Source organism: Crossiella sp. S99.2, assembly GCF_023094165.1.
Taxonomy (GTDB): Bacteria; Actinomycetota; Actinomycetes; order Mycobacteriales; family Pseudonocardiaceae; genus Crossiella.
In genome coordinates, this window is the sequence record NZ_JALMDK010000017.1 from 111,426 (window position 1) to 129,193 (window position 17,768).

14 protein-coding genes are annotated in these 17,768 nt (G+C 71.8%); 10 read left to right on the plus strand and 4 right to left on the minus strand.

Going from position 1 to position 17,768, the window contains the following annotated elements:
- The first annotated feature begins 18 nt into the window (after positions 1-18).
- The 7 genes from MZC64_RS41625 to MZC64_RS41655 are packed head-to-tail and all read left to right on the plus strand — an operon-like array spanning position 19 to position 9,301.
- A complete protein-coding gene (locus MZC64_RS41625) occupies positions 19-1,947 on the plus strand; it encodes a KedN5 family methylcobalamin-dependent radical SAM C-methyltransferase (protein WP_282106723.1) in 1,929 nt (642 codons plus the stop codon).
- A 25-nt stretch (positions 1,948-1,972) separates the two neighbouring features.
- On the plus strand, positions 1,973-2,263 hold the full coding sequence (locus MZC64_RS41630) for an acyl carrier protein (protein WP_247764803.1): 291 nt from the start codon (positions 1,973-1,975) through the stop codon (positions 2,261-2,263).
- Positions 2,260-3,132, plus strand: coding sequence for a glycosyltransferase family 2 protein (locus MZC64_RS41635; RefSeq protein ID WP_247764802.1), 873 nt, complete (start codon positions 2,260-2,262; stop codon positions 3,130-3,132). The genes MZC64_RS41630 and MZC64_RS41635 overlap by 4 nt, the downstream gene beginning before the upstream one ends.
- Complete coding sequence (locus tag MZC64_RS49000) at positions 3,129-4,874, plus strand: beta-ketoacyl synthase N-terminal-like domain-containing protein (RefSeq protein WP_247764801.1); 1,746 nt, start codon at positions 3,129-3,131, stop codon at positions 4,872-4,874. Before MZC64_RS41635 ends, MZC64_RS49000 begins: the two co-directional genes overlap by 4 nt.
- Before the next feature lie 18 nt (positions 4,875-4,892).
- On the plus strand, positions 4,893-6,617 hold the full coding sequence (locus MZC64_RS41645) for a B12-binding domain-containing radical SAM protein (RefSeq protein WP_247764800.1): 1,725 nt from the start codon (positions 4,893-4,895) through the stop codon (positions 6,615-6,617).
- Positions 6,618-6,644: 27 nt separating this feature from the next.
- A complete protein-coding gene (locus tag MZC64_RS41650) occupies positions 6,645-8,378 on the plus strand; it encodes a B12-binding domain-containing radical SAM protein (RefSeq protein ID WP_247764799.1) in 1,734 nt (577 codons plus the stop codon).
- On the plus strand, positions 8,375-9,301 hold the full coding sequence (locus MZC64_RS41655; protein ID WP_247764798.1) for a Gfo/Idh/MocA family protein: 927 nt from the start codon (positions 8,375-8,377) through the stop codon (positions 9,299-9,301). Before MZC64_RS41650 ends, MZC64_RS41655 begins: the two co-directional genes overlap by 4 nt.
- Here the strand turns inward: MZC64_RS41655 and MZC64_RS41660 are convergent, their stop codons facing one another.
- From MZC64_RS41660 to MZC64_RS41670, 3 genes are read right to left on the minus strand one after another with little or no spacing between them, the layout of a single operon-like run.
- On the minus strand, positions 9,302-9,943 hold the full coding sequence (locus tag MZC64_RS41660) for an alpha/beta fold hydrolase (protein WP_247764797.1): 642 nt from the start codon (positions 9,941-9,943) through the stop codon (positions 9,302-9,304).
- Positions 9,944-9,946: 3 nt separating this feature from the next.
- Entirely contained in the window at positions 9,947-11,356 is a 1,410-nt protein-coding gene (locus MZC64_RS41665) for a class I adenylate-forming enzyme family protein (RefSeq protein WP_247764796.1), read from the minus strand.
- Positions 11,353-12,678, minus strand: a complete 1,326-nt coding sequence (locus tag MZC64_RS41670; RefSeq protein ID WP_247764795.1) for an aspartate aminotransferase family protein — start codon at positions 12,676-12,678, stop codon at positions 11,353-11,355. The genes MZC64_RS41665 and MZC64_RS41670 overlap by 4 nt, the downstream gene beginning before the upstream one ends.
- Positions 12,679-12,977: 299 nt before the next feature.
- On the opposite strand from MZC64_RS41670, the gene MZC64_RS41675 reads away from it, so the two are divergent.
- The 3 genes from MZC64_RS41675 (at position 12,978) to MZC64_RS41685 (ending at position 16,223) form a co-directional block, all read left to right on the plus strand.
- Positions 12,978-13,247 (plus strand): DUF5132 domain-containing protein, encoded by a 270-nt coding sequence (locus tag MZC64_RS41675; protein ID WP_247764794.1) that lies wholly within the window; start codon positions 12,978-12,980, stop codon positions 13,245-13,247.
- 123 nt (positions 13,248-13,370) lie between these two features.
- A complete protein-coding gene (locus tag MZC64_RS41680) occupies positions 13,371-15,575 on the plus strand; it encodes an ABC transporter ATP-binding protein (RefSeq protein ID WP_247764793.1) in 2,205 nt (734 codons plus the stop codon).
- A 66-nt stretch (positions 15,576-15,641) separates the two neighbouring features.
- Positions 15,642-16,223, plus strand: coding sequence for a dihydrofolate reductase family protein (locus MZC64_RS41685; RefSeq protein ID WP_247764792.1), 582 nt, complete (start codon positions 15,642-15,644; stop codon positions 16,221-16,223).
- Here MZC64_RS41685 and MZC64_RS41690 read toward each other — a convergent pair.
- Positions 16,208-17,716, minus strand: a complete 1,509-nt coding sequence (locus MZC64_RS41690) for an FAD-dependent monooxygenase (protein ID WP_247764791.1) — start codon at positions 17,714-17,716, stop codon at positions 16,208-16,210. The genes MZC64_RS41685 and MZC64_RS41690 overlap by 16 nt on opposite strands.
- Positions 17,717-17,768: the final 52 nt, after the last annotated feature.

Here is a 17,768-nt window from a genome sequence, read left to right on the forward strand (position 1 = left end):
TGCGCTACATTGGCGGGAATGCCGAGCCGTGCCGAATGCGGGCGAGGAGTGCATGTGAAGACCCGGGTGACACTTGTCCAACAGGGTGTCTGGACAAATTCACATGCCTCCATGCCGTTGGCAATGGGATACCTCAAGTCCTGCGCGGACGCGGATACACGCATTCACGAGCGAATGGACATCACCATTCGCAACTATGCCGGTGACGTGGGCTCGAACCGGATGGCCAGAGATCTTTTCCGGGACGGTTTACCGGACATACTGTGCTTTTCCGTGCTGGGCTGGAACCATCGCGCGTTCGGCGCCCTCGCCGAGACGTTCAAACAGCTCAACCCCGGTGGCTGGGTCATCTTCGGCGGAAACCATGTCGCACACCAGGCCGAACGGGTGTTCCGGCTGTTCCCCCAGGTCGACGTCGTGGTCAACGGTGAAGGCGAGCCGGTGTTCCCCGAACTGCTGCACGCCTACCTCGACGGCGGCCTCCCGCGGGAGCTGCACGGCGTGCGCGGCATCTCCTTCCGCGCGGACGACGGCGAGCTGGTCACCACCCCGGAGCGGCCGCGCATCGACGACCTGGACTCGCTGCCCTCGCCGATCCTCTCCGGCGCCATCCCGCTGACCGACGCAGGCGGCGAATTCCCCTACGCGTACGCGCTGCTGGAGACCAACCGCGGCTGTCCGTACAAGTGCTCCTTCTGCTACTGGGGCGGCGCGACCGGCCAGAAGATGCGCTCCTTCTCCCGGGACCGGCTGCGGGCCGAACTGGAGCTGCTCGGCAAGCACCGCGCGCCCACGCTTGTGCTGTGCGACTCCAACTTCGGCATGCTGCCCGCCGACGAGGACTTCCTGGACGACCTCCTCGAAGTGCGCGCCCGGTACGGCTATCCGCAGAGCCTGGAGACCTCCTGGGCCAAGAACAAATCCGCCGGGTTCTTCCGCATCATGGCGAAGATGCGCGAGGCCGGGATGCACAACTCGTTCATCCTCGCGCTGCAGACGATGGACGAGGTCACCCTGTCCCGGATGCGGCGGCGCAACATGCGGCTCAACGAGTGGGAGGACCTGGTCGGCTGGCTCACCGAACGGGAGATGAACGTCTACCTGGAACTCATCTGGGGCGCCCCCGGCGAGACCGTGGACTCCTTCCTTGAAGGGTACGACCGGGCGGCGCGGCACACCCCGTTCGTCGCGGTGCACCAGCTGATGCTGTTGCCCAACACCGAATACCACGACAAGCGGGAGCAGCACGGGCTGGTGACCGTGCGCGGTGAGCAGGACGACTTCGAGTACGTGCTGGCCCACGACACCATGACCCTGGCCGACAACGAGCGGATGGGCCGGTTCCTGTGCTGGAACCGGGTGCTGGCCAGAGGCAGGCTGCTGCACGGGGTGTGGACCGCGCTGCGGGAACTGGCCGGTGTCCCGCAGTCCCGGGTGGTGCTGGGTTTCGCCGACTGGGTCGAGACGGCCGGGGACCCGGACGTGGCCCGGCTGCGGGAGGCGGCGGCCGGCACCCGCGGTGACCTGGTGGACGCGGCGGTGTGGCCGCTGCTGACCCAGGAGGTGCTGCGCGCCTGGTGGCGGACTGCGGTGCGCCCGCTGCTGCCGGAGCACGCACTGTCCACAGTGGAGGAAGTGTTCCGGTTCGACCTGCTGTGCCAGCCGATCCGCTGCGGCCCCGACGGCGGCCCGGCCGAGGACCTGCCGGTGGTGCGCCGCCACGGCCAGGACTGGTTCGTCCGGGCCGGGCAGGACTTCGGCTGCGACGTGCCCGCACTGGTGGCCGCGCTGCGCCGGGGGGAGCGAGCCGAGCCCGTGCCGTGCACCACCGACTTCTACTACCCCACCGGCTTCGGCGCCGACCCCCAGCACTTCTACCGCATGGACTCCTACCGGGGGATGACCGAAGGGCAACTGGCGCAACGGTTCCACCCGGCCACGGGGTGACCCGCCACCGCATCGAGGAGGACGAATGGATCGGGCCGAACTCATCCGGGAGCTGCACGAGCTGGCCGCGCGCATGATGCGGGCGCCGCGGCCCGCGGTGACCGAGGACGAGCTGGCCGAGGTGAGCCTGGTGGACCGCTACGGGTTCAGCTCGCTGGACGCCCTGGAATACCTGCTGGTGCTGGAGGAACGCTTCGACGTGGTCTTCGAGGACGAGGACCTCACCGAGGAGACCCTGTTCAACATCGACGGCCTGGCCGAATACATCCTCGCGCAGAAGACCGGCGAGCCCTCCCCCGCTCCCCCGGGCCGATGATCAGTGTCATCGTCCCCACCCGCGACCGCACCACCCGCCTGCTGCTGACCCTGGCCGCCCTGGCACAGCAGAACCTGCGCCGCGCGGACTACGAGGTGATCCTGGTCGATGACTCGCCGAGGCCTGGCGCGGTCGAGCAGGTCCTGACCGCCCTGCCCGACCCGCCCCCGATCCGGGTGACCCACAGCGGCGGCCGGGGTGTGGCCGCGGCCCGCAACACCGGCGCCCGACTGGCCAGGGGCGCGCTGCTGCTCTTCCTCGACGATGACACCCTGGCCGGCCCGGATCTGCTGGCCGCACACCAGTACGCGCACGAGCACAACACGGTGGCGCACGGCCGGATCACCGATCTGACCGCCTTCCGGTTCTCCCCCGACCCACCGCACCCGGCCGAGGTGCTGCCCGGCGCCGGCGGCCGGGCCCTCGGCCTGCGCGACCTGCCCGCCCTGGACCAGCTCGCCCGCAGACTCGGGCCGAGGCGCTCGTTCATCGAGGGCGTGGCCCGCACGGTGGCCGGGCACCCCGCGCTGCGATGGCTGGCGTGCGTGGGGACCAGCACGAGCATGTCCCGGGAGCTGCTGACCCGGGCCGGTGGCTTCGACGAGGACTTCGGCGAGCTGTGGGGCGGGGAGGACCTGGAACTGGGCCTGCGCCTGGCCGAGATCGGCGCGGACTTCCGGCTGCTGCCCGCCAGGGCGTACCACCTGCCGCTGGCCCGGCGCACTACCGGCGAGGACCTGTCCCGGTTCTGGGCCCTGGCAGCAGCGCGGCACGGACGGCCACCGCTGGCCAGGGTGGCCGAGTTCCTGTCCGGGCGGATCGGGCCCGGCGAGCTGGCCTCGGCGCTGACCCGGCAGGCGGTCCGGTGAGCGCGGCGGGGTTCGGCCCCCTCGTCCAGGGCTCCACCGCCCCGGCCCTGCTGAGCACACCGGGTGGCCGCACCGCGGACACCGTGCCGGGCGTGGTCTCCGCCGTTCTCGGCGCCCTGCTCGATCCCCTCCCCCGGGCGCTGCTGGCCGGTCTGCCGGTGGTGCTGGCGGCCCCGGACTACGGCGCGCGGGCCACCGCGGCGTTCGTCAACCGCTGTGAGGAGGCCGAGCACGAGGGCCGCAAGCTCCGGCCCACCGAGGCGATCTCGCCGGAACCCGCGCACCTGGTCCAGGAGTTCGCCGAGCAGAGCGACTGGGACGGGCCGACCTACGTGCTGATCAACCAGCGCACCGCCACCTGCCAGGCACTGCGCTGGGCCCGGGCCGCCGTGGCCACCGGCTGGCACCGGGCCATGGTGGTCTGCGAGATCACCCACGACCCCCGGCACGGGGCCTACCTCGTGGTGGGCACCCTGGTCAGTCCCGGCGGCAGCCCGGTGCCCGAACCGCCTGCCGAGGACACCGCACCCGGCAGCGTGCTGCTCCGCCTGCTCCGCGGGCCGGTCACCGGGGACACCGCGCGCGGCGCCGGATCCGCGGTGGTGGTCTCCGGGCTTGGGCTCGTCACCGCCTACGGCAACGGCGTCGCGCGGTTCTGGCGTGGGCTGCTCACCGGTGAGCGCGCGCTGGTCCCGCTGACCCGGTTCGACCCGGTGCGGTTGCGCAGCAAGATGGTCGGGCAGACCACCGTGACCGCACCGGCGGGGGTGCCCCGGCGGCGGGTGCTGCTGGACCTGGCGGTGCGGGAGGCCCTGGCCGGGGCCGGGCTGTCCCGGGTGCCCGAGCGGGCGCTGCTGACCGCGGTGGGCGTGGTGCCGGACCTGGCCGGGGCCGGGGCGCCCGAGCACGTCCGGGAGATCGCGCTGGAACCCGGCTGGCGCGGGGACGGGGTGGTCGGGCCGGGTGGGACGGCGGCGGTGCTCGCACACGCCTGCGCTTCGGGGACCTTCAGTCTGGCCATGGCCAGGGAGTGGCTGCGCTGCGGGCTGGCCGAGATCGCCGTGGTCACCGGGGTGTCCTCGCTCAACCGCTACGACTGCGCCGCCATGGAGGCCGTGCGCACCTCCAGCAGCAGGCCCGCCCGGCCCTACGACCTGCACCGCGCCGGGCTCACCATCGGCGAGGGCGCCGGGGTCGCGGTGCTGGAGACCGCCGAGCACGCCGCGGCCAGGGGACACACCCCGGCGGCAGTGCTCGGCGGGATCGCCTGCCGGGTCGGCGGCGCGGGCCGGCGGCGGCTGCACGCCGAGGTCGGCGCCCAGTGCATGCGGGCCGCGCTGGCCATGGCCGGCCTGGCCACCGTGGACTATGTGCACGGGCACGCGCCCGGCACCCAGCAGGGCGATGCGGCCGAACTGCTCGCGCTGGAGACCGTCGGGGACCAGCTCGGCTGGGACGGGGTCCCGCTCAGCTCGCACAAGGGCGCCGCCGGGCACCTGCTGCACGCCTCGGCGTTCCCGGCGCTGGCGGTCGCGATCAGCGCCATCCGCGAGGGCACCGTGCCCGGCACCCCGGGACTCACCCATGCGCTGGAGGCCAACCGGGTCCGGGTGCTCCAGCGGTCCGAGCGGCGGGCGGTGCGCTCGGTGCTGGTCAGCAACTTCGGCTACGGCGGCAGCAGCGCGGCCATGGTCCTCACCGCGCCCCCAATGTCCACAGAGGACAGTCATGGCGTGGCCTGAACCGGGAAGGGAGCGAGCATGGCGGACGCGGTCCTGCTGACACCACGGGAGATCCTGACCGGATTCTCCAGTGTCAACAACCAGAACGTGCTGATCAACGACGAGGAATACCTGCGCCTGGACCCCGCCATGCGCCTGTTCTACGAGAAGGTCCGGGAGAACCTCGGGGTGGCCTGTATCGCCGGGCATCTGCGCCACCGGGGCTATTCGGTGACCGCGCTGAACCTGCACGGCCGCAACCCCAGCGATGAGATGATCACCGACCTGATCCGCCGGGAACGCCCGGTGTTCGTCGGCATCAGCATCATGTACGACCTGCACATCGTGGACGCGGTACGGCTGCTGCGCTGTGTGCGCGCGGCTGACCCGGCGGTGTTCGTGGCCATCGGCGGCGCCTTCTGCACCTACAACGCCCAGCTGATCGCCGAACTCCTCCCCGAGGCCGACTGCGTGGCCTTCGGTGAGGGCGAGCTGACGGCGGAGGGGCTGATGGACTGCCTGGCCGCCGGCCGGGACTGGCAGCAGGTGCCCGGCCTGTACTTCTGGCGAGACGGCCGGGTACGGGCCAGCGGGCCGCCGAAACTACCCGTGCTCACCGAGGAACCGTGGCCGGCCAGGGACATGCTGCGCAGGCACCGCGCGGCCGGGATCCGCACCCCGGTCGCCTCCACCTACACCAGCCGCGGCTGCCACGCCAAGTGCACTTTCTGTTATGTGCCAAGGGCTCCCGGGGTCTCCGGGAACGCCTGGCGGGTGCGGCCGCCGGAGGACGTGGTGGATGAGATCGAGTTCCTGCAACGGGAATTCGACACCCGGTTCCTGTGGTTCAACGACGACAACTTCGGCGGCGCCTTCACCGAGGGCTACCACCACGCCATCGGCTTCGCCGAGGAACTGCTGCGCCGCGACATCCGCATCTCCTTCCACTGCGAATTCCGGGTGGACACCGGCCTGATCGACCGCGAGGCGCTGCGCACGCTGCGCCGGGCCGGGATGACCTCGGCCTTGCTGGGCCTGGAAACCGGGGCGCCCGGCATGATGAAACGCTTCCGCAAGGGCACCACCGTGGACTACAACTTCGACGCCGCCCGGATGTTCAAACAGGAACGCATCGAACTCGAACCCGGCTGGATCATGATCGAACCCGGCACCACGGTGGACGAACTGTGGCAGAACCTGGAGTTCATCATCGCCGCCGACATCGCGGTCAGTGAGAACCCGTTCTCCTTCTTCAGCCGGGCCATCGCGTTGCGGGGCACCGAGATGTACGACAAGGTCGCCGATCCGCTGCCGCCGGAACTGGCCGGGGTGGACGGGGTGGCCAGGGAGGTGCTGCGCCAGGCGCGGCGAGAGTACCGGCTGGCCGACCCGCGACTGGAGGACCTGTGGACGGTGTGGAGCGAGGTCAGCGCCGAGGTCAGCGACCGCAAGGAACGCCTGCCGTTCCTGGCCCAGCGCATCGTGGACGCCACCAGGCAGCGCCGCGCCCGGGGTGAGCAGGGGCTGCGCCCGCTACTCGGCCTGCTGCGCCGATGGGTCGAGGAGCTGCCACAGCTGATGCTGGCCTTCCTCAACACCGGGCTGCTGCTGGCCGAGGACGGCGAGGACGAACTGGCCAAGCGCGCCGACGCGCAGCTACGGGAACTGGTGGCCGACTACGACCGGCGCCATCTCGGCCTGCCCTTCCCCGAGTTCGCCGCCGACACCGAACGCCGCTGCGGCATCCGCGCGCTGACCGGCTGACCCGGCCCTGACATCCAAGGAGCGAGCATGTCCGACGTGGTCCTGCTGACGCCACGGGAGATCTCCACCGGCGCCGCCAGCCTGAACAACCAGAACGTGCTGATCAACGACGAGGAATACCTGCGCCTGGACCCCGCGATGCGCCTGTTCTACAAGCGGGTGCGGGAGAACCTGGGTGTGGCCTGCATCGCCGGGCACCTGCGCCACCGCGGCTACTCGGTGACCGCGCTCAACCTGCACGGCCGCAACCCCAGCGACGAGGCGATCACCGCGCTGGTACGCCAGGAACGCCCGATGTTCGTCGGCATCAGCATCATGTACGACCTGCACATCGTGGACGCGGTGCGGCTGTTGCGCTGTGTGCGCGCGGCTGACCCTGCGGTGTTCGTGGCCATCGGCGGCGCCTTCTGCACCTACAACGCCAAACTCATCGCCGAACGGGTGCCGGAGGCCGACTGCGTGGCCTTCGGCGAGGGCGAGCTGACGGCGGAGGGTTTGCTGGATTGCCTTGCCGCCGGACGAGATTGGCAGCAGGTGCCCGGCCTGTACTTCTGGCGCGATGGCCGGGTCAGCACCAGCGGCCCGCCGAAACTACCCGACCTGGCCACCGAACCCTGGCCCGCGCGGGACCTGCTGCTGCACCACCGGGCCACCGGCATCCCCACCCCGCGCGCCTCCACCTACACCAGCCGCGGCTGCCACGCCAAGTGCACTTTCTGTTACGCGCCAAGGCAACCCGGGGTGGAGGGCGGCCCGTGGCGGGTGCGGCCCATCGTGGACGCGGTGGATGAGATCGAGTTCCTGCAACGGGAATTCGGCACCCGGTTCGTCTGGTTCAACGACGACAACTTCGGCGGCGCGTTCAGCGAGGGCTACCAGCACGCCGTCGGGTTCGCCGAGGAGGTGTTGCGGCGCAACCTGAAAGTCAACTTCCACTGCGAGTTCCGGGTGGACACCGGGCTGATCGACCGGGAGGCGCTGCGCACCCTGCGCCGGGCGGGCATGGAGCTGGCCTTGCTGGGCATGGAGTCCGGCTCGCCGGGCATGATGAAACGCTTCCGCAAGGGCACCACGGTGGACTACAACTTCGACGCCGCCCGGATGTTCAAACAGGAACGCATCGAACTCGAACCCGGCTGGATCATGATCGAACCCGGCACCACGGTGGACGAACTGTGGCAGAACCTGGAGTTCATCGTGGCCGCCAGGGTGCACGAGTGCGAGAACCCGTTCTTCCTGATCAACCGGGCGATCGCGTTGCGGGGCACCGAAATCTACGACAAGGTCAGCACCTACGGCGAACCCGACATCCCCGGGGTGGACGGGGTGGCCTGGGAGGTGCTGCGGCAGGCGCGGCGGGAGTACCGGGTGGCCGACGACCGGGTGGAGGACCTGTGGTCGGCGTGGAGCGCGGTCAGCTCCGAGATCAACGACCGCAAGGAGAACGAGGTCCCCTTCCTGGCCCAGCGCATCGCCGACACCGTCCGGGCCCGGCGTGGCGGCCCCGGCGCGGATGTGCGGCCGCTGCTGAGCCGGTTGCGCCGGTGGGACCAGAGCCTGGACCGGTTGCTGGTGGCCTTCCTCAACACCGGGCTGCTGCTGGCCGACCTGGGCGGCCCGGACCTGGCCGAGCGGCTGGACACCGCGCTGCGCGGGCTGGTCGAGGAGTACGACCGGCGCCACCTCGGCGCGGCCTTCCCCGACTTCGCCGTCCGGATCGAGCGGGCCTGCCAGTCCCCCGCCCCGGCCGCCAGCCGATGATCCGGGTCGCGATCATCGGCTGCGGGCGGGTGTGCCAGCGCTACCACCTGCCGTTCCTGGCCGCCCGGCCCGATCTGAAGCTGGTCGGCGCGTGCGACCGCGACCCGGAACGCGCCGCCGGGCTTTTCGCCGGGCAGCCCGGGGTGTGGGTCGGCGGCTCGGTGCGGGAGGTGCTGGCCCGCGCCGAGCCGGATGTGCTCACCGTGTGCACGCCCAACCACGACCACGTGCCGCCCGCGCTGGCCGCGCTGACCGCCGGAGTGGCGGTGCTGTGCGAGAAACCCCTGGCCGCCCGGATCGACCAGGCCCGGCTGCTGGCCGCGCGGGCCGACGGGGACCCGCTGGTCGGGGTCAACCTGCCCTACCGCTTCCACGAACTGCTGCCCGCCTTCACCGCGGCCGTGCGGGACACCGTGGTCACCGGGATCGAATTCACCATGAGCACGCCCGGCGACCGCCTGTGGCGCGCCTGCACACCGTGGCACCAGGACCGTGAATTGGCAGGGGGCGGCGTGCTCCTGGACCTGGGCACGCACGCCCTAGATGTGCTGGTCACCGTGTTCGGGCCGCCGAGGGTGGACGGGTGCTCGCTGAGCGGCGGGGCGGTGGAGGACCGGGCCGAGCTGCGGATGACCTTCGACGGGGTGCCCGCGGTGCTGCGGCTGGACCGGGCGGCGCGCACGGTGGCGATGGCGCTCACCGCGCACACCCCGGCGGGCCCGCACCTACTGGACTTCCGGCGGGGTGAGCTGCGGCTGGCCGACGGCACGGTCCAGGTGAGCCGGCAACGGCCCGAATTGGCCGCGCTGACCGCCTTCTTCAACACGGTCACCGGATCCGGCCCCGGCGCGGTCGTCACCGCCGGGGAAGCACTGGCCCTGCAGGAGATCGTGACCACCGCCTACCGGCTCGCCGGGGTGTGATCAGGCCAGGAACGCCGAGACCACCGTGCCGAAGAACTCCGGGCGGCGCTGGTGCACGTGGTGCCCGGCCGAGGCGGCCAGCAGCCGGGCGTCCGGGATCGTGGCGGCGACCCTGGCCAGCAGGGCGGGCGGCACCGGGCTGTCCAGGCCGCCGCTGATCACCAGGGTGCGCGCGGTGATCACGGCCAGCCGCCGCCACCAGTCCGGGTCCGGTTCGCGGAGTTCCTCGATGAAGGCCCGCACCGCCCTGGGATCCACCCGGCCCCGCCGGTCCCGCAGGAACGCGGTCAGCGGCTGGGCCCTGGCGCGGATCGCGGCGGCGTCCCGGTCATCCCTCGGCGGCGGTGGCGGATCCTCCAGCACCAGGCGGCGCACCCGGTGTGGCTGCCGCTGGGCGAGCAGCGTGGCCACGTGCCCGCCCAGGGAATGGCCCACCACGTCCACCTGGGCCAGCCCGTGCCGGTCCAGCACCGCGATCAGGTCCGCGCACACCAGCGCGGCGGTGTACCCGGCCGCGGTGCCGCCGTGTCCGCGCAGGTCCGGGGTGAGCACCTGGCGGCCCGGCGCGGCCAGCACGGTGCGCAGCTGCCGCCAGCCCGCGCCGGTGTCACCGAGCGCGTGCACCAGCAGCACGGGGTGCACGGCCTACACCGGCTGGTCCCGCAGGACCTTGCCGGTCTCGGTGGTGGCCAGCGAGTCCACCGCGGTGAGGCGGTGTGGCAGCAGGGCCGGTTCCAGGCGCTCCCGGCAGAACGCGGCCAGCGAGGCGAGGTCCACGGTCGCCGGGGTGACCAGCGCGGTGATGCGCTGGCCCAGCAGTGGATCGTCCATTCCGGACACCAGGCAGGACGACACGGCGGGGTAGGCCAGCAGCACCGCCTCGATCTCCTCCGGGCTGACCTTGATCCCGGCCACGTTGAGACAGGTGGACACCCGGCCGGCCAGCACCAGCTCGCCGCCGGACCACCTGGCCAGGTCGCCGGTGGTGAAATGCCCGGTCAAGGGCGTGGTGTCGTGCGCGTAGCCGGACATCAGGCCGGGCGAGCGCACCGTGACCAGACCGGCGCCGGTGAGCCCGCCCGCGGTCAGCACGGCCACCGGCGGCTCGGCCAGCAGCACCTCCACCCCGGGCAGCGGCGGGCCGACCGCGCCGTTGGCCGGGTTCGCGCCGGGCGGTCGCACACAGATCGGCCCGGTTTCGGTGGTGCCGTACACCTGCCCCAGCCGGGCGCCGAGCCGGCCGGTCACCAGGTCCGCGGTGCGGGCGTCCAGTGGCATGCCCGCGGTGAGGAAATCGGTGCCCACCATGGTGGTGGCCGCGCCCGCGAGCACCCGCAGCATCGGCGGCACCCCGGGGAACAGGGTGATGCCCCGCCCGGCCAGCTCCCGCAGCAGCACCCGCGGCCGCTCGGCGGACAGATGGTGCACGCACACCCCGGCCAGCGGCGCGGCCAGCGCGCACAGGCCGAAACCGTAGGCGTGGTGCAGGGGCACCGCGCAGCCCAGCACCTGCCCGTCGTCCAGCTCCAGGGTGTCCCGGTAGGCGGCGGCCTCGGCGAGCAGGGCCGCGGCCGTGCGCAGCGCGGCCCGGGGGCGGCCGGTGGTGCCGGAGGTGAGCTGCGCGGTGGCCGCCTGCCGTGGCCCCTCGCCGGAGCGGGCGGTGTTCAGGCTCAGCACCCGGCCACCGGCGTGCGCCACGACCGGGCCGAGTCCGAAGCCGGTGCCGGGCGCCACCAGGAGATGGGTGAACGGCAGCAGCGCCTCGGCACGCTCCAGACCCCACGCGGTGAGCCTGCGCGGCAACGGCACCGCGACCGCGCCGGTGCCGATCACCGCGAACAGGTCGCTGAGGAACTCCGCCGGTGGCCAGGCCTGGATGCCCGCCACCGCACCCGCGCCGATGCCCGCACCCTGGTAGCGGTGCACCTTCTCGGCCAGTAGCGCCAGGAACTCGGTGCCGCTGACACCGCGCTCCCCGGCCACCAGCAATGGCCGCTCGCCCAGCCGGGACGCCTGGGTCCGGAGGGTGGCCAGCAGCTCGGCGCGGGCGCTCACCTGGCCCCGGCCAGCGCCCGGCCGAGCGTGGCGAGGACCTTGTCGAGCACGTCCTTGGTGTGCGCGGTGCTGAGGAACCAGGGTTCCATCGGGTTGGGGTGGAAGTAGACGCCCTCCTTCTGCGCGGCGATCTGCCAGCGCCGGTGGGCGGCGAAGTCGATCGCGGCGGCCAGCTCCCGCAAGCCCGCCGCCGGCGGCACGGGTTGCCGCAGCAGCGCCACCGACACCAGCGAGCCGACCCTGGCCACCCGGACCCGGCGGCCCTCGGCCTCGGCCAGGGCCCGGACGCCCTCCTCGGCGTACCCGCCCAGGTGTTCCAGCTCGGCATAGACCCCAGGAGTGCGGCGGATCTTGCCCAGCTGCGCGACGACCGCGCGGATCGCGGCGTGGTTGCCGGCGAACACCCCGGCGTGGTGCGCCTGGTTGGCCGCCAGCAGCCGCATCGCCGCCCGCCTGCCGCCGAAGGCCGAGACCGGGAACCCGCCGCCGAGCACCTTGGACAGCACGGTCAGGTCGGGTTCGACGCCGTAGCGCTGCTGCGCGCCGCCGCTGGCCACCCGGAAGCCGGTGATCACCTCGTCGAAGACCAGCAGCGCGCCGGTGCCGGTGGTCAGCTCCCGCAGCAGCTCCAGGAAACCGGGCGCTGGCGGGATGACGTTCGCGTTGACCAGCACCGGTTCCAGCACCACCGCGGCGATCTCCCGGCCGGCGCGGGCGAAGAGGTCCCGCACGGCCTGGTGGTCGTTCCACGGCAGCTGCGCGGTGTGCGCCAGGGCCTCCGGGATCATGCCGGGGGCGCCCGGCCGCACCTGTTCCGGCGAGCCCTCCCGCAAGTGCCCCACGGCCTTGCCCGCACGCAGCACGGTCTCGCTCCAGCCGTGGTAGTGGCCCTCGAAGGTCACCACCAGGGACCGGCCGGTGCTCACCCTGGCCAGGCGCAGCGCGGAGGTGACCGCCTCGGTGCCGGAGTTGGCGAAGCGCACCTGCTCGATGCCCGGCACCAGCTCGGCGATCAGCGCCCCGGCCTCGGTGTCCAGCTCGTGCGGCAGGCCGGTGAGGTGGCCGAGCGCGAACTGCTCGCCGACCTCGGCCAGCACCTCGGTGTCGGCATAGCCGAACAGGTGCGAGCCGTAGCCCATGTTGAGGTCGATGATCTCGTTGTCCTCCACATCCCAGACCCGGCAACCCTGGGCCCGGCGCACCACCAGCGGCGCTGGGATGGCGTCGATCCGCATACCGCTGCTGACCCCGCCCGCGATGACGGTCCTGATCTTCGCCAGGGCATCGGCATTGCTCTGCCGGTTGACCGGTGAGAGGGACACTGCCGTCCTCCGTATTCGTGAGACACCCGCAGTGCAATCAAGTAGAGCAAGCTCACCAGTTCAGGACAATCGGCTGAGTGTGTCTTCGTGACCAGCGCCGGAAAAGCACCACTGTGCGCAGCCGGACCACGATCGGAATCGGGCTGACTAGTCCGAACCGGCGAAATCCCAGGCCCGGCGAATGCACTTAATCAGAGAGGTCATGATCCACACCGCCCGTTACGGGTGTTGACTCGATCAACAGCCGGTACTAGCGTCGAAATTCGGAGTCAGCGCATTTCGGAAACCCAGAAGAACGGATGGACCTGGCCATGCCATTGCCTGCCGTCGCCCCGTTCCTGATCGGGCTGGTCACCGCGCCGCTCGCGGCCAAAGTGGCGAAACCCCTGGTCCGTGGCGTGGTCCGCGCCTCGGTGGGGTTGGTCATGGAGGTGCGGAAGGCCGCGGCGAAAGCGGCTGAGGGTATCTCCGACCTCACTGCCGAGGCGACCGCCGACCTGACCGAGGCCGAACCGGTCAAGCCGAAGGTCAGGAAACAGTCCCCGGGCACATCGGTATCGCCCAATTGACCCGAATGGGCGCGGATCAGTCATAGGCGTGGCACGCTAGGGAACCGGTGGCTGTTGTTCATGGAAACCGCGGCGGCACAACCACGGTCAGTCGTTCCCGGGCGTCAGCGCTGGGAGATCGGCGTGTTGCTGGGACGGCCACGACTGGCCGAGTATGTGGCGCGCAGCCTGGACGCCACCCCCGGAATTCAGGTAATTCGCGCCAATCCGGTGACCGGCAGGCTCCTGCTCCGTCACGATCCCGAGGTGACCGCCGAGACGGTCGGCCGGCGGGTGCGCGCGGTGGTCAAGCGCGCGGTCGCCCTGCTGCACGCCCCCGCCCAGCCCACCACGGGTGCGCCGGTGCGTCCGCGCCGGCGCGGACGGCTGGCCCGCGCGCTGGCCATCGCCTGCGGCGCCGCCGTGCTCGGCCTGGTGCTGCGGCCCTCGCCACTGGTGGGCCTCGGCCTGGTGCTGCTGGCCACCGCGGTGATCATCCGGCGCGCGTGGGTGCGGGCCAAGCGGGCCCGCGGAGCCGCCGCCGGGGTGCGCCGCCCGTTGCTGCGCATCGTGGGCCGGCACCGGGGCCGGTTCTACCTGGCCACGGTGCTCTCCGCGCTGGGCCAGGTGATGGACCTGACGCTGGCGGTGTTCATCGGCTGGGTCGCGGTGGTGCTCATCCGCGGCCAGAGCCTGCTGCTGGTGCGCATCGGGCTGGTCACCGCCACCGCCCAGCTGTGGCTGCTGGCCGGACTCGCCGCGCTGGTCTGCGTCGCGGTCGCGGTGCTCTCCTTCAGCTCGGGCCTGCTGTGGCGCAACCTGGCCCACCGAGTACGCCACGACTGGCGCACCGAACTGCACCCGCACGTGCAACGCCTGTCCACCCAGCACGTCACACAGGAGCGCGGCAGCCGGATCGCGAAGGTGCTCACCGAGGACATCGAGGCGCTGGGCCGTTTCCTGGCCACCTCCGCGCACGAGATGACCCAGCTGGTGACCAGCTTCCTGATCACCGTGCCCGCCTTCCTGATCTTCGCCCCCGGTGTCGCCTGGATCGCCTTCCTGCCGGTGCCGGTCATCGCCGGGCTCTCCTTGCACTACCAGCGGGAGGTGGCCCCGCACTTCGTGGCCGCGGGCGAACGCTCGGCCCGGCTGAACAGCCAGGTGGTCAACGCCATCGAGGCCGACGCGACGGTGAAGAGCTTCTGCGCCGAGGACTACGAGATCCGCCGGATCGCCGCGCTCAGCGAGGAGTACCGGCGCGGTGACGAACGCTCGGACCGGGAGGTCGCCGCCTACGCCGAGACCGTCCGCGGCTGCGCCACGGTGTCCCTGGCCGGGATCCTGCTGCTGGGCGGACGGGCGGTGCTGGCCGGGCCGTTGCGCTTCGAGGTCTTCAGCACCCTGATCAGCCTGCCGCTGCAGGTGTTGTGGAAACTGCGCACCCTGGGCGACTCGGTGGACCGGTACCAGCGTTCGGTGGTCGCCCTGGACAACATCCTGCGGCTGCGCGCCCTGCCCACCGAACCCAACGGCAGCGGCCGCCCCCTGCCGGTCACCGCGGTCCGCGGCGAGATCCTGTTGCGGGACATCACCTTCGCCTACCCGGACCGGCCCCCGGTGCTGCGGAACCTGTCCCTGCGGGTGGCCCCGCACCGGGTCACCGCAATCGTGGGCACCACCGGCTCGGGCAAGACCACCATCGCCAAACTCCTGCTCCGCTTCCAGCAGCCGGACGCGGGCACGATCCTGTTGGACGGCAAGGACATCAGCACCCTGCGCCTGCGCGATCTGCGCCAGGCCATCGGCTTCGTCGCCCAGGACGCCTTCCTCTTCGACGGCACCATCACCGACAACATCACCTACGGCACCTTCACCGCCCCGCCCGCCGCCGTCCACCGCGCCGCCGAAGCGGCCGAGGCCGCCCCGTTCATCCACGCCCTGCCCGAGCAGTACGCCACCCCGATCGGCGAACGCGGCGCCACCCTGTCCACCGGCCAGCGCCAGCGCCTGTCCCTGGCCCGCGCCATGCTCAAGGACGCCCCGATCCTCATCCTCGACGAAGCCACCTCCGCCGTCGACAACGACACCGAAGCCGCCATCCAGCGCGCCCTGCACGAGTTCGCCCGCGACCGCACCCTGCTGGTCATCGCGCACCGGCTGTCCACGATCCGGCACGCCGACCACATCCTGGTCCTGGACCGGGGCGGCGTGGTGGCCGAAGAGGGCACCCACGACGAACTCCTGGCCCGCGACGGCCTCTACGCTTCCCTGTGGCGCCTGCAGGTTGGGGAAACCGACACCCGGGAACGGCTCGACCCATGGCCGTCACCGATGCCCGCCGACTGATTTCTTGCCAGAGCGACAGCTCACGACACGCTAATTTGGGGGCACCCCAACGCAGAGGAGAGCCCCGTGGGCAAGGTAGTGATGTATGCCTCGGTGTCGGTGGACGGCTTCATCGCGGATGAGAATGACCAGCCCGGACCGCTGTTCGACTGGTTGTCCAGCGGTGAGGTCCCGTTGGACGAGAGCGGCTTCTTGAAGGTGTCGCAGACCTCCTACGACTACACCCGGCCGTACTGGGACCAGATCGGGGTGACCATCGCCGGCCGCCGCGTCTTCGACCTGACGGAGGGCTGGGACGGGAAGCCGCCGGGCGGGATCGACCACGTGGTCGTCGTGACGCACCGGCCGGCGCCCGAGGGCTGGGACCCCGAGGCGCCGTTTCACTTCGTCGACGGCGTCGAGGCAGCCGTGGCCAAGGCGCGGGAGCTTGCGGGTGACCGCTTGGTCGAGGTCGCCGCCGGCGAGGTCGGTGGCCAGGTGCTGGCCGCGGGTCTGGTCGACGAGGTGCGCATGGACGTCGCACCCGTGGTGTTCGGGTCCGGCAAGCGCTACTTCGGGTCGGTCCACGCGCAGCACCTGTTGGCGGATCCTGACGTGGTGATCCAGGGCGACCGGGTGCTGCACCTGCGCTATCAGGTGCGCCGTTGACCGAGCTGATCGGTGTGCTCGTCCAGTCCGGGCGGGGAGAACGCGGGGGCGCCACACCAGGTGGACCAGGCGGTGCTGAGGCTGTCGGTGGGTTGTGGGTCGGTCGTGGTGGAGATCCAGGCGGTGTGTCCGTCGGGGCGGATCAGCATGCCTTCGAGTTCGGCGTGTTCGGGACAGCGGGCGTGGTGGGTGTCCACTCCGCCGTCCGCACTGCTCGGCAGGGCGCGGTCGCCGAGGTGGAGGAACACCGGGCGGGCGGGCCGGAGCAGTTCGGCGACGCTGGTGTGCCGTTCGCCTAGGGTCAGCTTCAGGTTCGGTGCGAGTGTGCCCAGCCACGGGTGTGCACCGGGGATCCTGGGGTCGTACCGGGTGCTCACTCCGGCGGCCAGTTCGGCGAGATAGGTGTTGACCGGGGGCAGGTCGGTGAGTTTCCCGAACAGGTCCCGGACCGGATCAAGGTCCGGGTGACGGCGCGCGAGGATCATCTGGGCGCGGGTGGTTTGCAGCACGCGGGCCCCGGCCTCGTGCCGCTCGTGGTGGTAGCTGTCGAGCAGGCCGTCCGGCGCGCGGCCGAGTGCGGTGGCGGCGAGCTTCCAGCCGAGGTTGACCGCGTCCGCCAGCGCCACGTTCACCCCCACCGCCCCTGCCGGTGGGTGGATGTGCGCGGCGTCCCCGGCCAGCACGACCCGGCCCGCGACGTAGCGGTCCGCCTGCCTGGCCGCGTCGGAGAACCTGGTGAGCCAGCGCGGATTGCGTAACTGCACCGGGTGGCCGAGCACCTCGTTCAGGACCTGCTGGAAGTAGGCCGGCCGGACCGGTTCGTCGCGGTCGGCGGGCGGGGCCGGCTCGTCGAGCACGATCCGCACGTAGCCGGGCCGAGGGAGCACGAACACCGTGCCGTGCTCGCCGTCGGTCATCCCAAACGGCAGGTCGGCGGGATTGGCCAGCTCCACGTCGGCGAGCAGGCCGTACGTGGTGGCCGCGGTGCCTGGGAAGCCGATTCCGGCGCGTTTCCGCACGACACTGCGGCTGCCATCACAGCCGGCGAGGTAGTCGACCCGCCTGCGTTCCTGCTCGCCGCCGACCCGGACGGTCACGTCAACCCCGGCGCCGTCCTGTTCGAGGTCGATGACCTCGTGCCCCCAGGACACCGGCACACCCAGCTCGGCCAGCCACTGCTCCAGGAGTTCCTCGACCCGGGTCTGCGCGATACCGAGCACGTACGGGTGATCGGTGTCCATCGCACTCAGGTCCAGGGGCCGGCCCGGGTCGGCGAACATGCCGTAGGGCACCGTCGGGCCCTCCGCCAGGAAGCGGTCGGCGATGCCGCGCCGGTCCAGCAGTTCCAGGCTGCGGGCATTGAGGGTGAAGCCGCGGCAGAACGGCGATCGTTGCGGCAGCCGGTCCACGACCGCCACCTCGACCCCGGCCAGTGCGAGTTCCGCCGCCAGCATCAACCCGGCCGGGCCCGCCCCGGCCACCATGACCTGCATCGAACCTCCGTTCCTGGCGCCGACATTCCTTCGGTCGCCGTCCCTCAGATTC

What these genes read in the sequence shown, in the direction of transcription:
- MZC64_RS41635 (WP_247764802.1), top strand. Translation starts at nt 2,260, where the DNA reads ATGATCAGTGTCATCGTCCCCACCCGCGACCGCACCACCCGCCTGCTG.
- MZC64_RS41630 (WP_247764803.1), top strand. Translation starts at nt 1,973, where the DNA reads ATGGATCGGGCCGAACTCATCCGGGAGCTGCACGAGCTGGCCGCGCGC.
- MZC64_RS41655 (WP_247764798.1), top strand. Translation starts at nt 8,375, where the DNA reads ATGATCCGGGTCGCGATCATCGGCTGCGGGCGGGTGTGCCAGCGCTAC.
- MZC64_RS41645 (WP_247764800.1), top strand. Translation starts at nt 4,893, where the DNA reads ATGGCGGACGCGGTCCTGCTGACACCACGGGAGATCCTGACCGGATTC.
- MZC64_RS41625 (WP_282106723.1), top strand. Translation starts at nt 19, where the DNA reads ATGCCGAGCCGTGCCGAATGCGGGCGAGGAGTGCATGTGAAGACCCGG.
- MZC64_RS41690 (WP_247764791.1), bottom strand. Translation starts at nt 17,716, where the DNA reads ATGCAGGTCATGGTGGCCGGGGCGGGCCCGGCCGGGTTGATGCTGGCG.
- MZC64_RS41650 (WP_247764799.1), top strand. Translation starts at nt 6,645, where the DNA reads ATGTCCGACGTGGTCCTGCTGACGCCACGGGAGATCTCCACCGGCGCC.
- MZC64_RS41675 (WP_247764794.1), top strand. Translation starts at nt 12,978, where the DNA reads ATGGACCTGGCCATGCCATTGCCTGCCGTCGCCCCGTTCCTGATCGGG.